This window comes from Aeribacillus sp. FSL K6-2848 (assembly GCF_038004325.1).
Taxonomy (GTDB): Bacteria; Bacillota; Bacilli; order Bacillales; family Aeribacillaceae; genus Aeribacillus; species Aeribacillus composti.
In genome coordinates this window covers 3,120,396-3,144,134 of the sequence record NZ_JBBOQQ010000001.1, presented here as the reverse complement: position 1 = coordinate 3,144,134, position 23,739 = coordinate 3,120,396, and the positions used below count along the sequence as shown (strand labels likewise).

The 23,739-nt window shown below is 39.0% G+C and carries 24 protein-coding genes, 1 tRNA gene, 1 pseudogene and 1 other annotated feature; of the genes and pseudogenes, 21 read left to right on the top strand and 5 right to left on the bottom strand.

What is annotated here, in order from left to right; genetic code table 11:
* Positions 1 to 10: 10 nt before the first annotated feature.
* From NSS70_RS15190 to uvrC, 5 genes are all read left to right on the top strand, one after another.
* Positions 11 to 601, top strand: a complete 591-nt coding sequence (locus tag NSS70_RS15190) for a TetR/AcrR family transcriptional regulator (protein WP_339197000.1) — start codon at positions 11 to 13, stop codon at positions 599 to 601.
* Between the two features lie 38 nt (positions 602 to 639).
* On the top strand, positions 640 to 1,413 hold the full coding sequence (locus NSS70_RS15185) for an electron transfer flavoprotein subunit beta/FixA family protein (protein WP_063387438.1): 774 nt from the start codon (positions 640 to 642) through the stop codon (positions 1,411 to 1,413).
* Positions 1,414 to 1,443: 30 nt separating this feature from the next.
* Positions 1,444 to 2,424: an electron transfer flavoprotein subunit alpha/FixB family protein gene (locus NSS70_RS15180; protein ID WP_063387439.1), complete on the top strand. Its 981-nt coding sequence runs from the start codon at positions 1,444 to 1,446 to the stop codon at positions 2,422 to 2,424.
* 182 nt (positions 2,425 to 2,606) lie between these two features.
* Positions 2,607 to 2,921, top strand: coding sequence for a thioredoxin (gene trxA, locus NSS70_RS15175; protein ID WP_063387440.1), 315 nt, complete (start codon positions 2,607 to 2,609; stop codon positions 2,919 to 2,921).
* Positions 2,922 to 3,038: 117 nt separating this feature from the next.
* Positions 3,039 to 4,811 (top strand): excinuclease ABC subunit UvrC, encoded by a 1,773-nt coding sequence (gene uvrC, locus NSS70_RS15170; RefSeq protein ID WP_094246311.1) that lies wholly within the window; start codon positions 3,039 to 3,041, stop codon positions 4,809 to 4,811.
* 59 nt (positions 4,812 to 4,870) lie between these two features.
* Here the strand turns inward: uvrC and NSS70_RS15165 are convergent, their stop codons facing one another.
* On the bottom strand, positions 4,871 to 5,320 hold the full coding sequence (locus tag NSS70_RS15165) for a YslB family protein (protein WP_232515579.1): 450 nt from the start codon (positions 5,318 to 5,320) through the stop codon (positions 4,871 to 4,873).
* Between the two features lie 300 nt (positions 5,321 to 5,620).
* Between NSS70_RS15165 and NSS70_RS15160 the strand changes: the two genes are divergently transcribed.
* The 11 genes from NSS70_RS15160 (at position 5,621) to NSS70_RS15110 (ending at position 14,151) form a co-directional block, all read left to right on the top strand.
* Entirely contained in the window at positions 5,621 to 6,229 is a 609-nt protein-coding gene (locus NSS70_RS15160; protein WP_339196997.1) for a succinate dehydrogenase cytochrome b558 subunit, read from the top strand.
* A 36-nt stretch (positions 6,230 to 6,265) separates the two neighbouring features.
* Positions 6,266 to 8,017 carry a succinate dehydrogenase flavoprotein subunit gene (gene sdhA, locus NSS70_RS15155; protein WP_066247775.1) on the top strand — a complete coding sequence of 584 codons (1,752 nt, stop codon included), beginning with the start codon at positions 6,266 to 6,268 and terminating at the stop codon, positions 8,015 to 8,017.
* A gap of 29 nt (positions 8,018 to 8,046) precedes the next feature.
* Positions 8,047 to 8,811, top strand: a complete 765-nt coding sequence (sdhB, locus tag NSS70_RS15150) for a succinate dehydrogenase iron-sulfur subunit (protein ID WP_339196994.1) — start codon at positions 8,047 to 8,049, stop codon at positions 8,809 to 8,811.
* 247 nt (positions 8,812 to 9,058) lie between these two features.
* A complete protein-coding gene (locus NSS70_RS15145) occupies positions 9,059 to 9,283 on the top strand; it encodes a helix-turn-helix domain-containing protein (protein WP_063387446.1) in 225 nt (74 codons plus the stop codon).
* Between the two features lie 239 nt (positions 9,284 to 9,522).
* Positions 9,523 to 9,957 carry a MarR family winged helix-turn-helix transcriptional regulator gene (locus NSS70_RS15140; protein WP_339193195.1) on the top strand — a complete coding sequence of 145 codons (435 nt, stop codon included), beginning with the start codon at positions 9,523 to 9,525 and terminating at the stop codon, positions 9,955 to 9,957.
* A gap of 10 nt (positions 9,958 to 9,967) precedes the next feature.
* On the top strand, positions 9,968 to 10,786 hold the full coding sequence (gene racE / locus NSS70_RS15135) for a glutamate racemase (RefSeq protein WP_339196991.1): 819 nt from the start codon (positions 9,968 to 9,970) through the stop codon (positions 10,784 to 10,786).
* 101 nt (positions 10,787 to 10,887) lie between these two features.
* Complete coding sequence (locus NSS70_RS15130; protein ID WP_144597666.1) at positions 10,888 to 11,970, top strand: GerMN domain-containing protein; 1,083 nt, start codon at positions 10,888 to 10,890, stop codon at positions 11,968 to 11,970.
* A 104-nt stretch (positions 11,971 to 12,074) separates the two neighbouring features.
* Positions 12,075 to 12,845: a ribonuclease PH gene (gene rph / locus NSS70_RS15125; RefSeq protein WP_063387450.1), complete on the top strand. Its 771-nt coding sequence runs from the start codon at positions 12,075 to 12,077 to the stop codon at positions 12,843 to 12,845.
* Positions 12,842 to 13,456, top strand: a complete 615-nt coding sequence (locus tag NSS70_RS15120; RefSeq protein ID WP_339196988.1) for an XTP/dITP diphosphatase — start codon at positions 12,842 to 12,844, stop codon at positions 13,454 to 13,456. Before rph ends, NSS70_RS15120 begins: the two co-directional genes overlap by 4 nt.
* Positions 13,437 to 13,949 carry a metallophosphoesterase family protein gene (locus NSS70_RS15115; RefSeq protein ID WP_339196985.1) on the top strand — a complete coding sequence of 171 codons (513 nt, stop codon included), beginning with the start codon at positions 13,437 to 13,439 and terminating at the stop codon, positions 13,947 to 13,949. The genes NSS70_RS15120 and NSS70_RS15115 overlap by 20 nt, the downstream gene beginning before the upstream one ends.
* 125 nt (positions 13,950 to 14,074) lie before the next feature.
* Positions 14,075 to 14,151, top strand: a tRNA-Arg gene (locus NSS70_RS15110).
* A gap of 266 nt (positions 14,152 to 14,417) precedes the next feature.
* Here the strand turns inward: NSS70_RS15110 and NSS70_RS15105 are convergent.
* Positions 14,418 to 15,590: an MFS transporter gene (locus tag NSS70_RS15105; protein ID WP_328189306.1), complete on the bottom strand. Its 1,173-nt coding sequence runs from the start codon at positions 15,588 to 15,590 to the stop codon at positions 14,418 to 14,420.
* A 12-nt stretch (positions 15,591 to 15,602) separates the two neighbouring features.
* Positions 15,603 to 16,070, bottom strand: a complete 468-nt coding sequence (locus NSS70_RS15100; protein ID WP_034769954.1) for a MarR family transcriptional regulator — start codon at positions 16,068 to 16,070, stop codon at positions 15,603 to 15,605.
* A gap of 209 nt (positions 16,071 to 16,279) precedes the next feature.
* Between NSS70_RS15100 and NSS70_RS15095 the strand changes: the two are divergent.
* Positions 16,280 to 16,585: pseudogene (locus tag NSS70_RS15095) on the top strand (tRNA-dependent cyclodipeptide synthase); the annotation flags it as partial.
* Positions 16,586 to 16,594: 9 nt separating this feature from the next.
* Here NSS70_RS15095 and NSS70_RS15090 read toward each other — a convergent pair.
* Both NSS70_RS15090 and NSS70_RS15085 read right to left on the bottom strand, forming a co-directional pair.
* A complete protein-coding gene (locus NSS70_RS15090; protein WP_340882540.1) occupies positions 16,595 to 16,993 on the bottom strand; it encodes an MmcQ/YjbR family DNA-binding protein in 399 nt (132 codons plus the stop codon).
* 318 nt (positions 16,994 to 17,311) lie between these two features.
* Positions 17,312 to 18,190, bottom strand: coding sequence for an IS982 family transposase (locus NSS70_RS15085; protein WP_339196453.1), 879 nt, complete (start codon positions 18,188 to 18,190; stop codon positions 17,312 to 17,314).
* Between the two features lie 350 nt (positions 18,191 to 18,540).
* Positions 18,541 to 18,792, top strand: a binding site (T-box leader).
* An 87-nt stretch (positions 18,793 to 18,879) separates the two neighbouring features.
* On the opposite strand from NSS70_RS15085, the gene ilvB reads away from it, so the two are divergent.
* The 4 genes from ilvB to NSS70_RS15065 are packed head-to-tail and all read left to right on the top strand — an operon-like array spanning position 18,880 to position 23,722.
* Positions 18,880 to 20,604, top strand: a complete 1,725-nt coding sequence (gene ilvB, locus NSS70_RS15080; protein ID WP_063387453.1) for an acetolactate synthase large subunit — start codon at positions 18,880 to 18,882, stop codon at positions 20,602 to 20,604.
* Positions 20,601 to 21,119, top strand: coding sequence for an acetolactate synthase small subunit (gene ilvN / locus NSS70_RS15075; protein WP_063387454.1), 519 nt, complete (start codon positions 20,601 to 20,603; stop codon positions 21,117 to 21,119). Before ilvB ends, ilvN begins: the two co-directional genes overlap by 4 nt.
* A gap of 13 nt (positions 21,120 to 21,132) precedes the next feature.
* Positions 21,133 to 22,191 (top strand): ketol-acid reductoisomerase, encoded by a 1,059-nt coding sequence (gene ilvC, locus NSS70_RS15070; RefSeq protein ID WP_257790183.1) that lies wholly within the window; start codon positions 21,133 to 21,135, stop codon positions 22,189 to 22,191.
* Positions 22,178 to 23,722 carry a 2-isopropylmalate synthase gene (locus NSS70_RS15065; RefSeq protein ID WP_063387456.1) on the top strand — a complete coding sequence of 515 codons (1,545 nt, stop codon included), beginning with the start codon at positions 22,178 to 22,180 and terminating at the stop codon, positions 23,720 to 23,722. Before ilvC ends, NSS70_RS15065 begins: the two co-directional genes overlap by 14 nt.
* Positions 23,723 to 23,739: the final 17 nt, after the last annotated feature.

The window sequence follows — 23,739 nt, the reverse complement described above, 5'->3', positions numbered from 1 at the left end:
AAGATACACGTTGAAAGAAAAAAAGGCAAAATATAAACAAATCATTGATGCAGCTATTGTCGTCATTGCGGAGAACGGCTATCATTCCGCTCAGGTTTCGAAAATTGCCAAACAGGCGGGCGTAGCAGATGGAACGATTTATTTGTATTTTAAAAACAAGGAGGATATTTTAATCTCCCTTTTTCGAGAAAGATTGATGAATCATATCGCTGAAGTGAAAAAAAGCATTGATGCAAAGCAGACTGCTGCAGAAAAATTGTTTGCGTTGATCGAAAAGCATTTTCAAATGCTAGTTCATGATCGGAATTTGGCAGTGGTTCTTCAATTGGAATTGCGGCAAGTAAACAAAGAATTGCGCCGGCGCATAAATGAAATTTTTAAAGAATATTTGAAAGTAATAGACGAAGTGATCGAATTCGGAAAAAAAACGGGAGAGTTTCGACAAGATTTGGATTTAAGGCTGGCAAGACAAATGATTTTTGGGACGATGGACGAAACGGCGACAACGTGGGTAATGAAAGATCAAAAATACGATCTCCTCACAATTGCAGAAAAAATTCCTGAGCTGTTAATCAACGGATTTAAAAGCAATCATTCATAAAAAGAGAATGATCAATTTTTAAAAAGGGGATGGGAAAGGTGAATATTTTTGTCCTTATGAAAAGAACTTTTGACACAGAAGAAAAAATTTTAATTGAAAATGGATCAATCTCCGAGGATGATGCAGAATTCATCATAAACCCTTATGATGAATATGCCATTGAAGAAGCGCTGCAGCTTAAGGAGGCTCATGGCGGAGAAGTAACTGTTGTTACAGTAGGATCAGAAGAAAGCGAAAAAGAGCTGAGAACGGCTCTTGCGATGGGATGCGATAAAGCTGTCTTAATAAATATTGAGGAAGATTTGGAAGATGGAGATCAATTTACAACAGCAAAAATTCTATATGAATTTTTGAAGGATAAAGAAGCGGACATTATATTAGCTGGAAACGTTGCCATTGACGGAGGATCTGGCCAAGTAGGCCCCCGTTTGGCGGAGCTTCTTGACATTCCGTATGTCACAACGATCACAAATATTGAAATAGATGGAAAAAACGTGAAAATTGTGAGAGATGTTGAAGGGGATTCGGAAATCATTGAAACAACACTCCCTCTTTTAGTAACTGCCCAACAAGGTTTAAACGAACCGAGATACCCGTCTTTGCCGGGAATTATGAAGGCAAAGAAAAAACCGCTTGAAGAGTTGGAGCTCGATGATTTAGATCTTGAAGAAGAAGATGTCATGCCGAAAACAAAAACGTTAGAAATTTATTTGCCGCCTAAAAAAGAAGCAGGAAAAATATTGCAAGGGGAACTGCAGGATCAAGTGAAGGAACTTGTTTCTTTATTGAGATCAGAAGCAAAAGTTATTTAGTGGAGACGAATATAGCAGGGGGATGAAAAAATGGCTCGAAAAGTGTTCGTATTGGGAGAAATAAGGGATCAATTTTTAAGGAACGTATCATTTGAAGCGCTTGCAGCCGGCAAGATAATATCCGAAGGCGGAGAGGTGGTCGCCGGATTAATTGGAGAGAACGTTAGAACGCTTGCAAATGACATGATTTATTATGGAGCGGATAGGGTTGTCATCGTGGAAGATGAAAAATTGAAATATTATAGTCCGGACGGGTATTCACAAGCTGTCATGGCGATCATTGACAGTGAAAAGCCTGACGCTATTATTTTCGGACATACGGCATTAGGCAAAGATTTATCTCCAAAAATAGCGGCTAAATTAAACGCAGGTCTTATTTCTGATGCTACCGCTGTAGAAATAGTGGGCGGTAACGTTGTTTTCACAAGACCGATCTATTCAGGAAAAGCTTTTGAGAAAAAAATCATTACGGATGGGATTATTTTTGCGACCGTTCGTCCGAACAATATTCCACCTCTCGAAAAAAATGAATCAAGGAGCGGAGAAGTTGCTTCCATATCGGTAGAAATAAAAGATCTGCGCACGATCGTGCGTGAGGTTGTCCAAAATGCAGCGGAAGGCGTTGACTTATCTGAAGCAAAGGTGATCGTTGCCGGAGGGAGAGGGGTAAAAAGTGCAGAAGGGTTTGAACCGTTAAAAGAATTGGCATCTGTGCTCGGAGGAGCAGTAGGGGCGTCACGCGGTGCCTGTGATGCAAACTATTGTGACTACTCGCTGCAAATCGGACAAACGGGAAAAGTCGTTACACCGGATTTATATATTGCCTGCGGAATTTCTGGAGCCATTCAGCATTTAGCGGGAATGTCGAATTCTAAAGTAATTGTTGCAATCAATAAAGATCCGGAAGCGAACATTTTCAACGTCGCAGACTACGGTATTGTCGGAGATTTATTTGAAGTTGTGCCAATGCTTACGGAAGAATTTAAAAAATTAAAAATCCATTCCTCTTAACGTGTCCTGAATGGACTCGTATTTTTTTGAACAAATCCATTCCTCCTAGTATAAGTGGAGACGGGTCACGACGTACATAAAATACAAAAAATATGAAAAAATAGTTGCAGATCAAAACATTCGCTTCAAGCGAAAGAACATGGTATACTTCACATAGAAAAAGTGAATTAGGAGGAATTAAGATGGCAATTGTAAACGTTACTGACCAGAATTTTTCCCAAGAAACAAGCGAGGGTGTAGTATTGGCAGATTTCTGGGCGCCTTGGTGCGGTCCATGTAAAATGATTGCCCCAGTCCTTGAAGAATTGGATCAAGAACTTGGTGACAAAGTAAAAATTGTTAAGCTTAACGTGGATGAAAATCAAGAAACTGCCGGTCAATACGGAGTCATGAGCATTCCGACGTTAATCGTCTTTAAAAATGGTGAAGCAGTGGATAAAGCGATCGGTTACCAGCCGAAAGAAGCTTTAGCGCAATTGCTTAACAAACATTTGTAATATAAAATATAAAAAGAGGCGCTCACGAAAGTTACCTTTTGGAGCGCCTTCTTGCTTTTAAATGAAAACGGCTGAATAAATCCAGCACAGATTAGAATAAGTTGGAGTGTTTTACCGATGTATGAGCATTTAAAAGAAAAACTTTCGCTTCTTCCGAATAAGCCTGGCTGTTATTTAATGAAGGACAAAAACGGAACCGTCATTTATGTTGGAAAGGCAAAAGTATTGAAAAACCGGGTTCGTTCCTACTTTACTGGATCACATGACGGAAAAACGTTAAGACTCGTTCAAGAAATTGCCGATTTTGAATATATCGTAACATCCTCGAATATTGAGGCGCTTCTATTAGAAATGAATTTAATTAAAAAACATGAACCGAAATACAATGTCAATCTAAAAGATGATAAAAGCTATCCGTATATTAAAATTACTTCCGAGCGCCATCCGCGGCTGATCGTCACACGAAAAGTAAAAAAAGATAAGGGAAAATACTTTGGACCGTATGCAAACGTCCAAGCTGCGAGAGAGACAAAAAAGCTGCTTGACCGCATGTATCCTTTGAGAAAATGCAATTCGCTTCCAGACCGGGTTTGCATCTATTATCATATGGGCCAGTGTCTTGCGCCTTGTGTTCACGAAGTTTCCGAAGAAACGAACAAACAAATGGTGGAAAGCATCATCCGTTTTTTAAATGGCGGATATAAGGAGATCAAAAAAGAATTAACAGAAAAAATGCTGAAATGTGCAGAAAATCTTGAATTTGAAAGGGCAAAAGAATATCGGGACCAAATCGCGCATATCGAAGCAACAATGGAAAAGCAAAAAATGGTTCTCAATGATTTTATTGATCGCGATGTATTTGCTTATTATTACGATAAAGGATGGATGTGCGTCCAAGTATTTTTTATCAGGCAAGGAAAACTGATAGAACGGGATGTGTCCATTTTCCCTCTGTACCAAGAGCCAGAGGAGGAATTTTTAACATTTATTGGTCAATTTTACGCAAAGAACGACCATTTTCTTCCGAAAGAAATAGTCATTCCGGAAGATGTCAATGAGGAAATGGTTCGAGCTTTAGTACAAGTACAGGTCAGCAAACCAAAGAAAGGAAAAAAGAAAGATCTCGTACAGCTAGCTTATCAAAATGCAAAAATTTCGTTAAAAGAGAAGTTTTCACTCATTGAACGAGATGAAGAAAGGACGATCAAAGCAATTGAAAATTTAGGAAAGCAGTTGAATATTCCTACACCACATCGGATTGAAGCTTTTGACAATTCCAATATTCAAGGCGCGGACGCTGTTTCGGCTATGGTTGTTTTCATAGATGGAAAACCTGCGAGAAAAGAGTATCGAAAGTTTAAAATAAAAACAGTCAGCGGGCCTGATGATTATGAATCGATGAGGGAAGTAATTCGCAGGCGATATACTAGAGTGCTGAAGGAGGAGCTGCCGTTGCCGGACCTTATTATTGTTGATGGAGGAAAAGGACAGGTACAAGCAGCTATGGATGTATTAGAAAACGAACTGGGACTTGACGTTCCTGTTGCCGGGCTTGTGAAAGATGACAAGCACAAAACGAGCGATTTGCTTCTCGGCAACCGGGAAGCTGCTGTTCAATTGTCAAGAAGCAGCCAAGAATTTTATTTGCTTCAGCGCATTCAAGATGAAGTGCACCGCTTTGCCATTACGTTTCATCGACAAGTCCGCCAAAAGAATACGTTTAAGTCTGTATTAGATGAAATCCCCGGCATAGGACCTAAGCGTAAAAAACAACTGTTAAAATCGTTCGGTTCCGTTGAAAATATTAAAAAGGCATCGCTTGAAGAGCTAAAACAGGCAGGAATGCCTGAAAAAACAGCACAAAACATTTTACAATATTTCAGCGAATAGCGATGTAATAAAACAAATAGGAGGAAGCTTTTAAATCCTCCTACTGCCCTTTCATTCTGTTAAATTTTATCTTTTTCATCCCATTTTACAATGAAAATAACTTTGTTTAAGCGTTTGTTTATCTGTTCATACGCTTCTGTGACGACACCGTTCATACATTCGATTTGCTGCGCGATAAATCCTGCTTCTAGTTGGAAGGATAAATCTTTGAAAAGCTTCATCCTTTTTTCGATCAATTGGCCTGTTAATTCAAATTCCATTTCGTTTTTTTTCTGGCGAATAATATGAAGATCGCCCCATCCGGCTGATGAAAAAAAAGATATAAGTTCTTCTAACGTAGATAATTGAATTTTTCGAGCTAGCTGTTTGCCTGCCCAATACAAAATGGAATGATGCTCTTTTCCTAGAAGTTCAGGAAGTAAATAGTCGCGAAGCAGCAAAACGCTAAAAGGATGTAAGGTTATTTCTTCTAATTCTTTTAATTGATCGTGATATGACAGCTCTTTCAATCGTTTCCCCTCTTTCTAGCGAACAATTATATTATATCAGCTTTCACATAAGATGAAAGAGTTTATAAAATCAATTTCGGATACGGGAAATATTCTATTTTCCGATCAGAAAAAATGATTTTACTGAATAATACTTTGTAGACGTTTTCTTGACGGTACTACTTTATGGGAGTACAATGAATTTGTCCTATTATTTTAAGATTTCGTCATATTTTGTCGGCGGATTTTTACATGCCAAGCAGGGGGAGCAGGAGATTTTAAGAAATCTTTTAATTTATTAAGATTAGGGGGTAAACGCATATGTCTGGTAACAGAGAATTTGCAAACCGCAGACTACATTCACTTTTAGGTGTTGTACCGATTGGCGTATTTTTAATTCAACACCTGACTGTCAACCATTTCGCCACAAGGGGCGAAGAAGCATTTAACAACGCAGCGCATTTTATGGAAAATTTACCATTCCGCTATTTTCTGGAAATTTTCGTTATTTTCCTTCCTCTGTTATACCACGCCATTTATGGGATTTATATTGCTTTCACAGCAAAAAGCAATGTAGGTCGCTTTGGCTATTTCCGCAATTGGATGTTCCTGCTTCAACGTGTAACTGGTATTATTACCCTTGTTTTTATTGCATGGCATGTATGGGAAACTCGTATTGCCGCGATGTTTGGGGCTGAAGTTAATTTTGATATGATGGAATCCATTTTAAGCAATCCTGTTAGTTTAGTGCTTTACATAGTAGGCGTTCTTTCAGCGATTTTCCATTTTTCCAACGGTCTATGGTCTTTTGCAGTCAGCTGGGGAATTACGGTTACTCCAAAATCTCAGCTAGTCTCAACTTATGTGACAATAGGTATTTTTGTGTTGCTTTCAATCGTAGGTCTTCGTGCCATTTTTGCGTTTGTCTAATCTAACTAAATTGCGTTCAAGGGAGTGGGCGAAAAAATGAGTAAAGGAAAATTAATTGTTGTCGGCGGCGGCTTGGCTGGCTTAATGGCAACTATAAAGGCTGCGGAAGCCGGGGTGTCTGTTGACTTATTCTCGTTAGTACCTGTAAAACGTTCCCATTCAGTATGTGCTCAAGGAGGGATCAACGGGGCGGTAAATACAAAAGGAGAAGGAGACTCTCCGTGGATCCATTTTGATGATACGATTTATGGCGGAGACTTTTTGGCTAACCAGCCACCGGTTAAAGCGATGTGTGAAGCAGCACCGGGAATTATTAACCTTTTAGATCGCATGGGTGTTATGTTTAACCGTACACCAGAAGGATTGTTGGATTTCCGTCGTTTTGGAGGAACACAGCATCACCGGACAGCGTTTGCCGGAGCAACAACTGGACAACAGCTTTTATATGCATTGGACGAGCAAGTTCGACGTCACGAAGTAGCAGGTCTTGTGACGAAATATGAAGGCTGGGAGTTTTTAGGAATCATACAAGATGATGAAGGACGCTGCCGCGGCATCGTTGCTCAAGATTTAAAATCAATGGAGATTCAAGCTTTCCGTTCGAATGCCGTAATAATGGCGACAGGAGGACCTGGAATTATCTTTGGTAAATCAACAAACTCTGTGATTAATACGGGATCGGCTGCTTCTATCGTTTATCAGCAAGGAGCTTATTATGCAAACGGGGAATTTATACAAATTCATCCGACAGCCATCCCTGGAGATGACAAGCTTCGATTAATGAGCGAGTCTGCACGCGGCGAAGGCGGAAGAATTTGGACATATAAAGACGGAAAACCATGGTATTTCCTTGAAGAAAAATATCCGGCATATGGAAACCTTGTTCCTCGTGATATTGCAACGAGAGAAATATTCCATGTATGTGTAGACTTGAAATTAGGCATTAATGGCGAAAACATGGTATATCTTGATCTTTCTCATAAAGATCCAAAAGAGCTTGATATTAAACTAGGCGGTATTATCGAAATTTATGAAAAATTCATGGGTGAAGATCCAAGAAAAGTGCCGATGAAAATTTTCCCTGCCGTCCATTATTCTATGGGAGGTCTATGGATCGATTACGATCAAATGACAAACATCCCTGGTTTGTTTGCAGCTGGTGAATGCGATTACTCTCAGCATGGTGCGAACCGGCTTGGAGCAAACTCATTGCTTTCTGCAATTTACGGTGGTATGGTTGCAGGACCAAAAGCTGTTGAATATATGAATGGATTGGAAAAATCAGCTGACGATTTACCATCCACATTATATGATGCACGCGTAAAAGAAGAACAAAGCAAATGGGACGAAATCCTGAAAATGGATGGAAACGAAAATGCTTACGTTCTTCATAAAGAGCTTGGTGAATGGATGACGGATAATGTTACAGTCGTGCGCTACAATGATAAACTTCTAAAAACAGATGAAAAAATTCAAGAGCTTATGGAACGTTGGGAAAGAATTAATATTAACGATACTGCGAAATGGAGCAACCAAGGCGCAAGCTTTACTCGCCAGTTGAGAAACATGCTTGTGTTGGCTCGGGTTATTACGCTTGGAGCTTATAACCGTAATGAAAGCCGAGGTGCTCACTATAAACCAGAATTTCCAGAACGAAATGATGAAGAGTGGCTCAAAACAACTATGGCAACGTTTGCCGGCCTGAAGGAAGCTCCTAAGTTCCACTATGAAGATGTTGATGTATCACTCATTAAGCCTCGTGTGCGTGACTATACGAAGAAACATTAAAAAAGCTGGGAGAAAAGGGGGAGTAAACAATGAGTGAAAAAACAGTGCGGTTTATTATCACCAGACAGGATCGACCAGACACAGAACCATATCAAGAAGAATTTGAAGTGCCATATCGTCCGAATATGAACGTTATTTCGGCCTTAATGGAAATTCGCCGTAACCCTGTTAATGCCAAAGGAGAAAAAACAACGCCAGTAACATGGGATATGAACTGTTTAGAGGAAGTATGCGGTGCTTGTTCAATGGTCATTAACGGGAAACCGCGTCAATCATGTACAGCGCTGATTGATCAGCTGGAACAGCCTATTCGTCTCGAGCCGATGCGCACATTCCCGGTTATTCGCGATCTTCAAGTAGACCGCAGCCGCATGTTCGACTCTTTGAAAAAAGTAAAAGCATGGATACCAATTGACGGTACGTATGACTTAGGACCAGGACCAAGAATGCCTGAGAAAAAACGCCAATGGGCATATGAGCTTTCAAAATGTATGACGTGCGGCGTATGTCTTGAAGCTTGTCCAAACGTAAACAGCAAATCGAACTTCATCGGTCCAGCGCCATTATCACAAGTGCGTTTGTTTAACGCTCATCCGACAGGCGCGATGCATAAATCAGAACGCTTGGAAGCCATCATGGGCGACGGCGGACTTGCGAACTGCGGAAATTCCCAAAACTGCGTTCAATCGTGTCCAAAAGGAATTCCGCTTACAACATCGATTGCGGCATTAAATAGAGAAACAACTGTCCATGCATTTCGTAAAATGTTCGGAAGCGACTATATTGACAGCTGATGTATATTGTGAAAAAGGAACACCTTGCTATGTCAAGGTGTTCCTAATTTTAGAAACGGTTGAATCTTTCTCGAACATTTCCTCCTTCAAACGAGTCCCTTTAACGTAAAAAAGCTTCTTTTCGCCTAAAATGCACCTTTCTTTTATGAATCTTGTCACGGTCATCTTTTTGCGATCATACTATATGGTGACAATTTTTAAATCCATCCTGTCGACTGGCTCTCATCTGCAAGGAGGGTTACAATACTTGAATGAGAAGGATTTTCAGCCAAAGCCGCTGCTAACAAAGAGAGAGAGAGAAGTATTTGAGTTATTAGTGCAAGATAAGACTACAAGAGAAATAGCCAGTGAACTTTTCATAAGCGAAAAGACGGTGCGGAACCATATTTCAAATGCTATGCAAAAATTAGGTGTGAAAGGGCGCTCACAAGCAGTCGTAGAACTTCTTCGTATGGGAGAACTAAAGCTTTAAACAGAAGAGGCAGCCTTAGTGGAACTTCGCCGTCGGCTGCCTTTTTTAGATTGATAAGGAAAGAGTTTGTTTTACTCTTTTTCTATGAATCATTGGCCTCTTAAAAAGGCTTGTGACTTTTTGAAAAAATTCGTCTTTCCACATTTTGGAAAAATACAGCTATGCTTGAAATTTTACATAAAAAAATGGAAAATAGATTTGATCTTATTTGTTAATCTTGAAAGAAAGGGTTCCCCGTTATGACGTACGTTTTCAATACTGTTGAAGAAATAGAAAAATCCCTCCGCTGCATAGCTGCGATTTTAAAAAAGAAGGGCCGTGATATTTTAAGCAACTACTCGATTACTCCTCCGCAATTTGACGCGCTTCTGTTATTGAATGAATCAGGAAACATGACAATTGGAGAACTTTCAAATAAAATGTATCTTGCATGCAGCACGATCACGGATTTAATGGATCGAATGGAAAAAAACAACCTTGTTAAAAGGGTGAAAGACGAAAAGGATCGTCGATTAGTCAGGATTCAATTGCTTGAAAATGGACAACGCGTTATCGAGGCTGCATTAGCGAAGCGGCAAGAATATTTAAGAGAAGTTTTGAAAAACTTCTCGGATCAAGAAATTGTTCAATTGGAAAAGCTATTAGCAAAATTGCAACAAGAAATGAAAGAATAGAGGCGATTTTTTGAATAGACCAATTGGAGTTATTGATTCAGGTGTTGGTGGATTAACTGTTGTTAAAGAGTTGATGAGGCAGCTTCCAAAAGAAGAATTAATTTATTTGGGTGATACCGCCCGATGTCCGTACGGCCCGAGGCCGAAAATGGAAATTCGACAATTTACATGGGAGCTGACCAACTATTTAATTTCAAACTTTCATATCAAAATGCTTGTCATTGCTTGTAATACTGCAACAGCAGTTGTATTAAAAGAAATTCAAGAACAACTTGATATCCCTGTGATTGGTGTAATTCAACCAGGGGCAAGAGCTGCCATAAATGCTACACGCTCAGGCCATATTGGTGTGATCGGAACAAAAGGAACTATATCGAGCGGCGCGTACGTTCGTGCGCTCAAAACGATTAATAGTTCCGTCATTGTGGAGAGTCTCGCTTGCCCTGAGTTTGTGCCGTTAGTAGAAAGCGGCGAATTTGAAGGTGAACGGGCGGAATATATTGTTGCAGAATCTTTACTTCCTTTTAAAGGAAAGAGAATTGATACGCTTATTTTAGGATGCACACATTATCCTCTATTACGGCCTTTAATTCAAAAATATATCGGGAAAGACGTAAAAATAATCACCTCGGGAGATGAAACAGCCCGGGAAGTGAGCGCTATTTTATCCTTTCATCATTGTTTAAACCAAGAGGATGGCAATAAAAACCACAAATTTTTAACTACTGGATCGAAACAAATGTTTCAAAAGATTGCTTCAAAATGGTTCGGTCATCACATTGATCATGTAGAAAGTATAACTTTAACGAAAACAGTTTGCTCTAAATGAGCAAGCTGTTTTTTTGTCCATTGAATTTTTGGTTGGAGCTGGTCTATTTTTTGTCAATGCTCGTATACATAGTAGTACAAACTGCCTTAGGAGGGATTGTTATGCCAAAAAACAGATGGGTGAATGTGACAGCAGCAGTTTTGGCTACTTTTGTTTTGCTTTCAGGGTGTTCTTCATTTGGAAGCAAGAGTTCAAAACAAGAAATAGATCCGCCGCAGGATATTACCTATTTGGAGGACGGGGATCAGCTTGATCAACAATTAGACTCAGCGAAATCAACGTCCGACAAAGAGGAATCCTCAAAGGAAACGGTGAAAAGAGTTCTGTATTTAATTGACAAAAACGGAATGGTCGTTCCACAAACATTGGAGCTGCCTAACACGAAGGAAGTAGCCAAACAAGCCGTTGAATATTTAGTGGCTGGAGGGCCCGTTTCAAACATTCTCCCGAACGGGTTCCGTGCGGTATTGCCGGAAGATACAGTTGTTAAAGGAGTAGATATTAAAGACGGAACGGCTATTGTAGATTTCTCAAATGAATTTACTAACTACAAGCCGGAAGATGAAGAAAAAATTTTGCAGGCAATTACATGGACATTAACCCAATTTAAAAATATTAATAAAGTAAAGCTCTGGGTGAACGGCCATGAACTGAAAGAAATGCCAGTAAACGGAACCCCAATCGGCGAAGGAACGACTAGAAAAGACGGCATCAATATTGATACGAGCGATGCTGTTGATATTACGGATACTCATCCTCTAACCGTGTATTATATTGGGGAAGAAGGGGATAACGTATATTATGTTCCCGTGACAAAGAGGATCAGCAATGAAGAAAAAGACGAAGTCGTAGCTGCTGTTAACGCATTAGTTGAAGGTCCAGACCGTTCAAGCGGATTATTAAGCGAGTTTCAGTCTGAAGTGAAGCTGATTGAAAAGCCAAAATATGAAGACGGTCAAGTCACTTTAAACTTCAACGAAGCGATTTATGGAAGCTATGATGAGGAGAAAAAGATCGTTTCCAATCATGTTATAAACTCCCTTGTGCTTACATTGACGGAGCAGGAAGGAATAGAAAAAGTAGCACTAAAAGTGAACGGCAAGCAAGACCTTGTGAATGAAGATGGAAAAAGTTTGTCAGAGCCAGTGTCAAGACCTGAAAATGTAAACACAGGTAGTTTTTAAACATCTATTTTTGATATACTATAAGAATGAGACTTTAGAGGCGAGCATGATAGCTGCCTCTTCTTTCATGTTTTCGTACATTGCAGTTGGTAGGAGGGAAAACAATGCGCCTTGATGGCAGAAATCAAGATGAGTTAAGAGAAGTCACAATAGTAACGGATTATTTGAAGCATCCGGAAGGGTCTGTTTTAATAACGGTTGGAGATACAAAAGTGATATGCAGCGCAAGTGTAGAAGACCGTGTCCCTCCTTTTATGAGAGGTGAAGGGAAAGGATGGATTACCGCAGAATATTCCATGCTTCCGCGTGCAACGGCTCAAAGAACGGTCCGGGAGGCATCAAAAGGAAAAATCTCCGGAAGGACAATGGAAATTCAACGGCTGATTGGAAGAAGCTTGCGTGCAGTGGTTGATTTGGAGAAACTGGGTGAAAGAACATTATGGATTGATTGCGATGTAATTCAAGCGGACGGGGGAACGAGAACGGCTTCCATAACAGGTTCTTATGTTGCAATAAATCTCGCTCTCGGTAAATTATTCAATGACGGTGTACTAGATACATATCCAGTAACAGATTTTTTAGCAGCTACGTCTGTAGGGATCGTTCCTGAACACGGAGTCATTTTAGATTTGAATTATGAAGAGGACTCAGCGGCAAAAGTTGATATGAATGTTGTTATGACATCAAGCCGCCATTTTGTTGAATTGCAGGGAACTGGAGAAGAATCCACGTTTTCAAAAGAAGAGCTGAACTTACTGTTGGAATATGCTGAAAAAGGAATTTTGGAACTAATCGAAAAACAAAAAGCAGCATTAGGGGAATGGACTGCAAAAATTATCAATAACAGGGATCAGCGGGAAGAGGGATGCTCATGAAAGAATTGGTGATCGCCACCAAAAACAAAGGGAAAATCGAAGAATTTCGCGCGATGTTAGAAAAAAAAGGAATACAGGTCAAGTCACTGTTGGATTATCCGAATTTGCCAGATGTTGAAGAAACCGGCCAAACTTTTTATGAAAATGCTGTTCTAAAAGCGGAGACAATCAGCCAATTGCTCCATAAACCCGTTGTTGCAGATGATTCCGGGCTTTCGATTGATGCTTTAAATGGCGAACCAGGGGTTTATTCGGCCCGATATGCAGGAAATGAAAAAGATGATCAAAAAAATATTCAAAAGGTTTTAAAAAAAATGGAAGGCGTTGAAAATCGAAAAGCAAGGTTCATATGTGTTTTGGCGTTTGCTGCTCCAGGACGTGAAACGATGACGGTGGAAGGTGTGTGTGAAGGACAAATTACAACTGAACCTTGCGGTGACAATGGCTTTGGATATGACCCTATTTTTCTTGTGGAAGGCAAAGAAAAAACGATGGCTCAACTCAAGCAGTTCGAAAAAAACGAAATCAGCCATCGTGCCAAAGCTTTAAAAAAACTAGAAAAATTAATAGGCGATTGGGGAGAGGCTAATCGTGAAAGTTTTAATCATTAGTGATAGCCACGGTCTTACGGATGAGCTTGTGGAAATTAAGAAAAGGCATATAAACGAAGTAGAAGCAATCATCCATTGCGGTGATTCAGAGCTGAATGATGGAGCGGAACAAATTCAAGATATGTTGATCGTGAAAGGAAATTGCGATTTCCTTGGAAACTTCCCGAATGAAATCATTGAAACAATCGGATCCTATCGCTTTTTTATCACCCATGGCCATTTATATTCTGTCAAAACGACTTTAATGAAATTAAAATATCGTGCAGAGGAAGCACAAGCAAACATTGTTTGTTTCGGCCATTCGCATATAGCCGGAGCAGAGCTTGTAGACGGGAAATTGTTTATCAATCCAGGAAGTATTTTCCTTCCGAGGATGAGAAATGAAAAAACTTATGCTATACTAGAATTGATGAATGGCCAAGCAATTGTAGATTTTTACAATCTTCATGGAGAGAAAATTTCAAACTTGTCCACTAAATTCCAATTTGCTTAACCACTCTTCCTTGAGGGAGAATTTTTCTCCCTCAAAAAATTTTTTTAAAAAAGTAGTTGACATACTTTTAGCATGAAATTATAATAAACATTGTCTTTCGAAAAAATAATAAAAAATTATCCAATGTCCCAGTAGCTCAGCTGGATAGAGCAGCGGCCTTCTAAGCCGTCGGTCGGGAGTTCGAATCTCTCCTGGGACGCCATTTATGTTAATTTTGAATAGGATGAATTTATTACATAATGCTCATAAATATTGATATGTCAATATTTATGAGCTTTTAATTTTTGCTTTTCTGATAAAGAGTTTGAACATTTTATCGGGTTTGATATTGTAGATCTTAATAAATACAATGAACATGCTTTAGAACAATTAGTAATTTAGAAAAGGTCCGATATAAACAGCAGAAGAAAAAGGCGGATTAATCCGCCTTCAGTTTTTATTGTAAATAAAGGATGAAGAAACCATTTTTTATTTTAAAATCTGATTAATCATGAACGAAATCACTAAAAACACGATTCCTAGAATAAGAAATAAGGAAGAGGAACTCAGAAAGCTAATTCCGACAATTCCTGCTCCTATTGCCATTCCACAATATCGTACAAAATTAAATATTCCTAATGCCAATCCTTTTTCATTTGTATATTGACTACTAATGATTGTTGAAAATAATGGTGGAGAGAATCCTAGTAAAACACCATAAATGAATAAAATAATACTTAATATGATAATGTTCTTTTTCATCATTAAACCAAATAATATAATGAAAAATGGCATTAAGTATAAAATTGCACGATATAACTTTTCTAAATTAAATCTTCTTTGTAACTTTTTAAATAGGGTACTACCTATAATCATACTAATTGTCAAAGGCAAATATAATAATCCGATAATCTGTAAAGATATTTGATAGTGATCGTGCAATAAAACAGGTAAATATGTCAATATTGAAAAATATACCAGAAAGACGAAAAAACCAATTCCGATAACACTCATGCCTTTTTTATTTGCCCATAAAATTTGATATTTTAGAAGTGTTTGAGCTTTATTTTTATTATCGGATAATTGTTTACTATTTAATGTTGGAAGTTTGTATCCTAAAAAAATCAACAATGTCATTGAAATGACAAATAGAAATAAAAATACACCTGAATAATTGTAGTATTGTCCAATGAATCCTCCCAAGATCGGCGCAAGTGCGGGGGCTAATGTCAATAAGATTTGATATGTTCCCATTGCATCGCCCCGTTCTGCCCCTTCAAATAAATATGCAATGACATTCACTGCAATCAACGGAATCATTCCTGTACCGATGGCTTGAAACATTCGTGCAACAAAAAATACCATAAAATTTGTTGTAAATGCACAAAATAAGGTTGAGATACTTGTAATCAAAAGACTAGTGATCATTAACTTTTTTTGATTAGCAGAATCAATAAATGTTCCTAATATTACTTGCATGATAGAAATAATAAAGATAAAACCACTAACTGTTAAATCCACCCAAAAAATCGTTGTGTCAAAAGTATCTCGAATAAGAGGAATCAAAGGGGAATAAATATTTTGATTTAATGACGCAAAAAAAGCTGAAATACTTAGGAGAAGAACCAGAACTTTGCTTTTTTGTTGAAGGGCTTTATCCAAAGCTCTTCCCTCCTACTTCATATTTTCATTTTTCAAATGATTAGTAAGCGTATTTAAAAATAATATGATTGTTTCAAGTTGTTCCTTATTGAAGTTATCTAAAAGTGATAAATATTGTTCTTCAGCCTCCTTATGCAGCTTCTCATGAATTGCGGCCATTGTTTCCCCTTTTTCAGTTAAAACATAGAAAATTTCTTTTTTATTTCCTTCATTTTGTTTTTCCTTAATAATACCTTTCTCCAGTAATTTTTTTGTTGCTTTAGTTACCGCTGGTTTAGATATATTAAGTTCTTTAGCTAAGGTTGTATTATTCATTAATTCATTTTCTTTCAGAAGGGCAACAATGTGAAATTGTGTCAATGTCCATGAAACACCGAACAATACGTTCTTATTATTACTCGATTCAGTTCTTCTGATCGATTCTCTAGTTGTGATGAATTCTTGTAATGCTTTTAGAACTTTCTTTTTAGTGCTTTCCATTTTTATCCTCCTTACGATAGTTAACCAGTTAACAATAATGGTAAGGGAATTTTTACGTGTTGTCAAGAAATAAAGGAAAAATATTTAAATGATTCGCATAACTCAATAATGTTTTTGAGTTGTGTTATATTATGTTAAATGTTTAATGTTAACTTATTAATCATAGTTAGGGAAAGGAGTTTTTTTAATGCAACAAGTTATTAAAAGATTTGTTCTATGTTGTTCCACTATCTAGAAATTGTGAGAAAATTTATAAGAATAAGACTCACATACTTTTAGGTATCAGTCCCTTTAACAGTAAGTTTTCACAAAACTATATTCACCAACTTATTGATTGGTCATCAAAAAATTTCAAAAATGTGACCGTTTTATTAGCTGGAGATGAAGCTAAGAACTTACTTGAAGCCCTCGGAACTCCTACAACAAAAGCGGAAAGAAAAGTCAGAAAGGAAATCAGACGTCATTTCCGTTTTAGCGAAGAAGTATTAAGGAAAAATGGTAGAGAGATTGATATATATACTTTTTCAGATTTTAAAAACAACAAAATTTATAATGAAGTTTATCAAAACGTAATTTATTACTTTTTGTATTTTCTTCGGCAATTTTTGAAAAACAAGTTCGTAGGAACGAAAAATCAGGTTTTCCAAAATTTCCTCCGGGATGTTCGTGTTAAAATATATTGAGATCCAATGATTTTTGTTCATATAGTAGCCTGGAATGACGCCGTCGTAATTTTCTCTTAATTGTTCAGAATGATGCGGATCACATTTTAATGTGATGATTGGCTTTCCTTCAGAATCGTATCCTATAATCGCAAATATTTTGTCTCCCACTTTATATCGGTCTGCTTCCCAATCAATTTGGTAATCATGAACAGAACCGGGAAGTTTGAGACAGAAAGATTCAAGCTTTTGTTTGTTCATCATATAATCTCCTCCACCATATATTGTTCCAAATATTTTTTATACAACATACTTTGTCTTTTTTCCTTCTTCCGAAATTGCTCGTTTCAAGTGAAGGGCTTTTATTTAAAATCGAATAACGTTCAAGGTTTTAGAACATACATATGCTGCATTACTGTTTAAAACAGATTACAGCCCTCTTTCTGAAGTGTTCGGGTTGCCGAGCCTTTAAGAAAAACTGGTGTAATTTCGAATAAAATGGATGTTTTTTCTTTTGCCGCATTTGTTGAAAACGTTGGCTATTCAAATTAATTTCATACCCATGGTGCTAGTTGAGCGTCAACGCTCAACTAGCCCAAGAACAACGAGCGAATAGGCCAACAAAATGGCATCAAGCGCCGTTTCAAATCCAGAGATCGAATTGGCGCGAATTTTCGTGATCCGAAATGAATCCACTAAAACCGAGAACGCGGTTTCGACGATTTTGCGTTTTCGTTTCATCCATCGTTTCCATGCTTTCGATTGATGGATTTTCTGGTTTTTCCGAACGGGCGTCCAAAAAGTGATCTTGTATTCATCATACAGCTTCTTTTGCAAGTCTTGGCTCACATATCCTTTGTCACCAAGTGTATACGGATGAGGAAGTTGGGCCATCACGGTTTCCGCAGCTGTCCGGTCGTGACAGGATGCTTCGGTGACGACATATCCCATCGGAAGCGCTTGGTCAGTGATCTGGAGATGAAGCTTAAACCCATAGTAAGCCATCTTTTTGGATGCACAATACCCGATATCTGCGATTCCTTGAAACCGTTTGACGCGATACATTCGTGCGTGGTGGCAGAGTTCAATAGGTAAGCTATCCACTACCGCATAAGCGTGATGTTGCCCACGTTTGGCTAGTTGATATCGTATCCATTTGACGGCAAAGCCAAGATTTCGACAACGGCGGTTATATCGAGAACGTTCAGGAAATAAATCTTTCGAAAATAAGTTTCCGATCACAAATCGGTGCCAAGCTCGTTCGGATGTAAAACCTAACAACTTTCCAAGAACATGGACGGCGATGATGACTTCATCTTCTTGCTTCAACAAATGGTGATTTCGGCGTTGTAAATACATCTGAATCAAAGACAATTGTCCAGATACAAAGAACAAAATCGCTGCATATTGTTTTTGAATTTTCGCTTCGTCTGTTGTAAAATGAAAGTGCTCTTGCATGGGACTTCTCCTTTTAAATGTTTGGTAGCACTTTCATTTTAAAGGAATTTTCCATGCAAGGGCTATTTTTATATCCTGTGATCTTTATCTAGCACCACAGGTATTTCATAAAATATTACGCACATTTTGCCAAATGGTTTGGAATCGTTATTTATTTCAATTTAGAGCATAAAAAATTTTCATTGTATTATAAAATGTTGAAATAATAAGTTTGTAAACGTTGCCAAAAAACTGTTTCATAAAAATAATCAAATAATTCATAAAAATGGTGTTGACACTTTTGAAAAATCAGCGTATTATAAGGCTCAAACATAAATTTTCGTATAAGGATTGAATGTAAAAATTTATAGATGAAAACGATGAAGAGGATTAGTAATCTTTGGTTAAGATAACTCCAGAGAGCCGGGGGAGCTGAAAACCGGCGTTATCACCAAGGATGAACTCGCCTCCGAGTGCCTTTTCGAAAGCGGACAGCGAGTAGGATTGGCCGGGTGCATCCCAATGCACTCGTTAGGAAAAGAACGGATATTCCGTTCATGAGGTGATCGATTTGATCACGAAGAAGGGTGGTACCGCGGGAATTCAACCTTCTCGCCCCTTTGGCCTGCTATAAGTGGGTTTCATAGGGGCGGGAAGGTTTTTCATTATCTAAAAATTCTATCACATCTGTTTAAAAGGAGGATATATTCATGACTGCGAATGTACAGTTGGATGAGTTGAAAACCAAATGTACAACAACAACCATGACGGGGTCGGAAATGCTCATCGAAGCCTTAAAAAGGGAAAATGTAGAAGTCATTTTCGGCTATCCCGGTGGAGCCGTTTTGCCAATATATGATAAGCTATATAATTCTGGAGTCTTTCACGTCTTAACAAGACACGAGCAAGGAGGAATCCATGCTGCTGAAGGATATGCACGTATATCCGGAAAACCGGGTGTCGTCATTGCCACTTCAGGACCTGGTGCAACCAACTTAGTGACAGGGCTTGCGGATGCATTAATTGATTCTTTGCCGCTCGTCGTCTTTACAGGGCAAGTAGCAACAACTGTGATCGGTTCTGATGCTTTCCAAGAAGCAGATGTGATCGGAATTACCATGCCCGTTACAAAACATAATTATCAAGTTCGGGATATAAATGATTTACCGAGAATTGTTAAAGAAGCGTTTCATATCGCAACAACTGGAAGACCAGGACCTGTATTGATCGATATTCCAAAAGATATTTCACAGGCGGAAGGCAATTTCGAATATGATATGGAATTGTCATTGCCTGGCTACCAGCCGAAATTAGAGCCGAATTACTTGCAAATCCGCAGGCTGGTGGAATCGGTCAGCAGTGCAAAAAAACCGGTGATTTTAGCTGGTGCCGGCGTTCTCCATGCCAATGCTGCGAATGAACTGAGAGAATATGTTGAGCAGCAGCAAATTCCGATCACAAACACTCTACTTGGATTAGGAAGTTTCCCAGCGGATCATCCTCTATTTTTAGGAATGGCAGGAATGCATGGAACATACGCGGCTAACATGGCTCTTTATGAATGCGACTTATTGATTAGCATCGGAGCCCGCTTTGATGACAGAGTAACAGGAAATCTTAAACATTTTGCGCCTAATGCAACTGTAGCACATATTGACATTGATCCTGCCGAAATTGGTAAAAATGTTCCCACACAAATTCCGATTGTCGGCGACGCGAAGCAAGTATTGAAGCTTTTGATCGAGCAGGAAGGAAATAAAGGCGATCATCAAGAGTGGATTCAGCATCTTGCTGAATATAAAAAAGAATATCCATTATGGTATGAAAAATCTGAAAATGAAATCAAACCTCAAGAAGTGATCGAAGAAATTTATAAACAAACAAAAGGAGAAGCAATTGTTACAACAGATGTAGGCCAGCATCAAATGTGGGCTGCGCAATATTATCGCTTTAATTCGCCAAACAGATGGGTGACATCGGGCGGACTTGGAACGATGGGCTTTGGACTCCCTTCAGCTATCGGCGCGCAGTTTGCTGACCGCAACAGAACGGTTGTCGCGATATTGGGTGATGGAGGGTTCCAAATGACCTTCCAAGAGCTTGCGGTAATCAAAGAGCACAATTTGCCAATCAAAGTAATCGTTCTGAACAACAATTCGCTCGGTATGGTTCGCCAATGGCAAGAACTCTTTTATGAAAAACGTTATTCTCATTCCGTCTTTCAAACGCAGCCTGATTTTATTAAATTGGCAGAAGCGTTTGGAATAAAAGGAGTAAGAATCCAAAATCATCAAAATCTTAAGACAGTGTTGGAAAAAAGCTTTGCAAACAGAGAGCCGGAGCTGATTGAAATCGTCGTAGCACCGGAAGAAAACGTATATCCAATGATTGCTCCTGGCAAAGGACTGAATGAAATGGTGGGGATAAAGAAATGAAGCGAATCATTACGCTGACTGTCATGAATAGATCAGGAGTTTTAAACCGAATTACTGGCCTGTTTACGAAAAGACACTATAATATCGAAAGCATTTCTGTCGGCCATTCGGAAATAGAAGGCGTTTCGCGAATTACATTTGTTGTAAATGTTAAAGAAGAAAAAGAAGTTGAACAAATTACAAAGCAATTAAATAAGCAAATTGATGTGTTGAAAGTGATGGATATCACAAATCAATCAATTGTTGCAAGAGAACTAGCATTAATTAAAGTTGTTGCAAATCCATCGACAAGAATGGAAATATACGGTGTGATCGAACCGTTTCGCGCATCGATCATTGATGTTAGCAGAGACAGCGTTGTCGTACAGGTAACAGGTGAGCCGAACAAAATTGAAGCGCTGATTGACTTATTGAAACCGTACGGCATCAAGGAAATAGCCAGAACAGGACTGACAGCTTTTCCTCGCGGTACACAAAAGCTGCAGCAGTCCGAAAAAACTTTTTCAATCGTCTAATACATTTTTAAATATAGTAAAACATTTAAGAAAGGGAGATGTACAAATGACAAAAGTATACTATAACGGAGATATTAACGGAGCTGTATTAGAAGGGAAGAAAGTAGCGATTTTAGGATATGGTTCTCAAGGTCACGCGCATGCTTTAAATTTAAAAGAAAGCGGCGTAGATGTAGTAGTTGGCGTTAGAAAAGGTAAATCATTTGAAAAAGCTCAAGAGGATGGATTGGAAGTTAAAACAGTTCGTGAAGCTGTTGAAGAAGCAGACATTATCATGGTGCTTGTTCCGGATGAAAAGCAAAGAGAGCTTTATGAAAATGAAGTGAAGCCGGGACTAAAAGCAGGAAATGCTCTCGTATTTGCCCATGGATTTAACGTTCATTTCAATCAAATTGTTCCGCCAAGCGATGTGGATGTATTTTTAGTTGCACCTAAAGGCCCAGGTCATCTTGTGCGAAGAACTTACACTGAAGGAGCTGGGGTTCCGGCATTGATTGCTGTTGAACAAAATGTAACAGGTCAAGCGAAAGAATTGGCTTTAGCATATGCAAAAGCAATCGGATCCGCACGTGCCGGCGTTCTTGAAACAACGTTTAAAGAAGAAACAGAAACGGATCTTTTCGGTGAGCAAGCAGTTCTTTGCGGCGGGTTAACATCCCTTGTGAAAGCTGGATTTGAAACGCTTGTTGAAGCAGGTTACAAGCCTGAAGTTGCATATTTTGAATGTTTGCATGAACTAAAATTAATTGTGGATTTACTGTATGAAGGCGGGCTTTCCAACATGAGATACTCCATTTCCGATACAGCTCAATGGGGTGATTTCGTATCTGGACCGCGCGTAATCGATGCGCATGTAAAAGAAAACATGAAAGCTGTATTGAATGATATTCAAACTGGAAAATTTGCGAAAGAATGGATTTTGGAAAACCAAGTAGGAAGACCGCAGTTTAACGCGATCAACAATCGTGAAAATGAGCATCAAATTGAACAGGTCGGAAGAGTGTTAAGAGACATGATGCCGTTTGTAAAGCCTAAAAATAAGGAAGCGGTGGTAACTGGTGCGAAAAATTAACTTTTTTGACACAACCTTAAGAGATGGCGAGCAATCCGCTGGAGTAAACCTAAACTTAAAAGAAAAATTAGAAATCGCAAAACAGCTGGAACGAGTTGGAATGGACATTATTGAGGCAGGCTTTCCTGCCTCCTCTCCAGGCGATTTTCGCTCAGTACAGGAAATTGCCAGAACAATCAAAAATTCTTCTGTTACAGGATTGGCGAGATCTGTTAAAGGAGATATCGATGCGGCGTGGGAAGCGTTGAAAGACGGGGCGGAGCCAAGACTCCATACGTTTATTGCAACATCGCCTGTTCATCGGGAATATAAATTGAAAATGACGAAGGAGCAAGTGATCGAGCGTGCAGTAGAATCCGTCAAATATGCAGCGAAATTTTTCCCTATTATACAATGGTCTGCAGAGGATGCCTGCCGCACTGAACTCGATTTTTTGGCGGAAATTGTTGAAAAAGTGATTGAAGCCGGCGCGAAAGTCATCAATATTCCTGATACTGTAGGCTATATCACTCCGATTGAATATGGCAAAATATTTGAATATTTAAAACAAAATGTGAAAAATATTGATCAAGTCATTTTGTCCGCCCATTGCCACGACGATTTAGGAATGGCAGTAGCGAACGCTCTCAGCGCTGTAGAACATGGAGCAGGGCAAATTGAAGGTACGATTAACGGAATTGGAGAGCGTGCGGGCAATTCAGCTTTAGAGGAAGTGGCTGTCGCTCTGTACATTCGAAAAGACTATTACAAAGTTGAAACAAACATCCGCTTAAATGAAATTAAGAGAACAAGTGATTTAGTGAGCAAATTGACAGGAATGATAGTTCCGCCAAACAAAGCGATCGTCGGGAAAAACGCTTTTGCCCATGAATCTGGCATACATCAAGACGGTGTGCTGAAAGAAAAAACAACATATGAGATCATATCTCCTGAACTTGTTGGGGTACAGTCCAACAGTTTAGTATTAGGGAAACATTCTGGTCGTCACGCATTTCGGGTAAAGCTCAAGGAATTAGGCTTTACAATGGATGAAGAAGCGACAAATCGTTTATTCACTGCTTTTAAGGAACTTTCTGAAAAGAAAAAAGAATTGACGGAAGATGATCTTGTAGCTCTTGTATTAGAAGAACAATTAACAGGTGAAGAAGGAACATATGAACTTGCGGCGCTGCAGGTAACATATGGTACGACTGGAGTCCCGTCTGCCACTGTGACGCTGAAAACGAAAGAAAACGAGGAAATTCAAGAGGCTGCGACAGGAAATGGAAGCGTAGAAGCTATTTACAATACGTTAGAACGCTGTTTGAAGCAGTCCGTCACTTTGCTGGACTACCGAATCCAATCTAATTCAGGAGGACGCGATGCGTTAGCGCAAGTATATGTAAAAGTTAACGTGGACGGAATTGAAATGGGAGGACGCGGCATTGCCCAGGATGTGCTTGAAGCATCTGCCAAAGCCTATCTAAATGCTGTCAACAGGGCGATATTACTCAAACATACAGCGAAGGAAAAACATCAGGCGACTGTATAAAATCATGAAAGGGGTGG